Here is an 802-nt window from a genome sequence, read left to right as displayed (position 1 = left end):
TTTTAACTGCCCTTTTACCCCAAATGCCACCATACAACGAGCTTCAAAATCTTTATAGTCAGCACAACTGTTAGCCAGCATTGTTACAGCTTTCAATTGTTCTCCCACCAGCTTTAATGCTTCTGGCTTAAGATATTGATGGATCTTCTCTCTGCTACCTTTAGCGGCCTCTTTTGCTTCAGAATAAACAGCATCCGGCAATACAACCTGATACACCCACTTAGAAGTGATCGCACCAAACAAAGACGGACATCCACCTACATGACCAAAGTAAGGTAAGCCTGTCATTCTCGATAACGCCTGATAATAAGGCTCTTGGAACCGTTTTTCCCATGTTGTTGGCTCTTGATAGGTGAGCAGATTGATAATCTGATCTTCGGTCAGTGTTCGATTCTGTGATATCAACATGTTTTTAATATGTCTATCACATGCCCGAGCAAATTTGGGAGATAGCCAACGAGCAAACTCAATGACCAGTTCAGGGTGAATCCATGTTCCACCGTTACGGCCTTTTTCTACGTTAACTAAAAGGTGGGAAATCTCACCTTTTATATTTATTGCTTGTATATCAAGCTCTTCTCCAATTTCTCTTGCATAGCTTTTTGTTGAATCCAGTCTCAGCCAATCCACTGTTCTTTTACCAAAATGCTTGGCTGCTACTGTGGCATTAGCCCAACATTCATTACTAAATGGGAACAACTGTTTTTCATACTCCATTGGGAAAATATTATTCATGGCTTATTACCTGCTCAAAAATGAACCCTTGTCACACAGGAATACCAGCCCCAGAAGGCAGCCAACC

Annotated in this window: 1 protein-coding gene; it reads right to left on the bottom strand. The window is 41.5% G+C overall.

The genetic code is table 11. From position 1 onward, the window contains the following. Positions 1 to 735: KilA-N domain-containing protein (locus tag C5469_RS22905; protein WP_166311004.1), on the bottom strand; the 735-nt coding region annotated here is incomplete at its 3' end. Positions 736 to 802 lie beyond the last annotated feature (67 nt).

The sequence above is a fragment of the Photorhabdus cinerea genome, from assembly GCF_011189575.1.
GTDB lineage: Bacteria > Pseudomonadota > Gammaproteobacteria > Enterobacterales > Enterobacteriaceae > Photorhabdus > Photorhabdus cinerea.
Note: the sequence above shows the minus strand (reverse complement) of the source record. Positions and strands in the feature narration are given on the sequence as shown.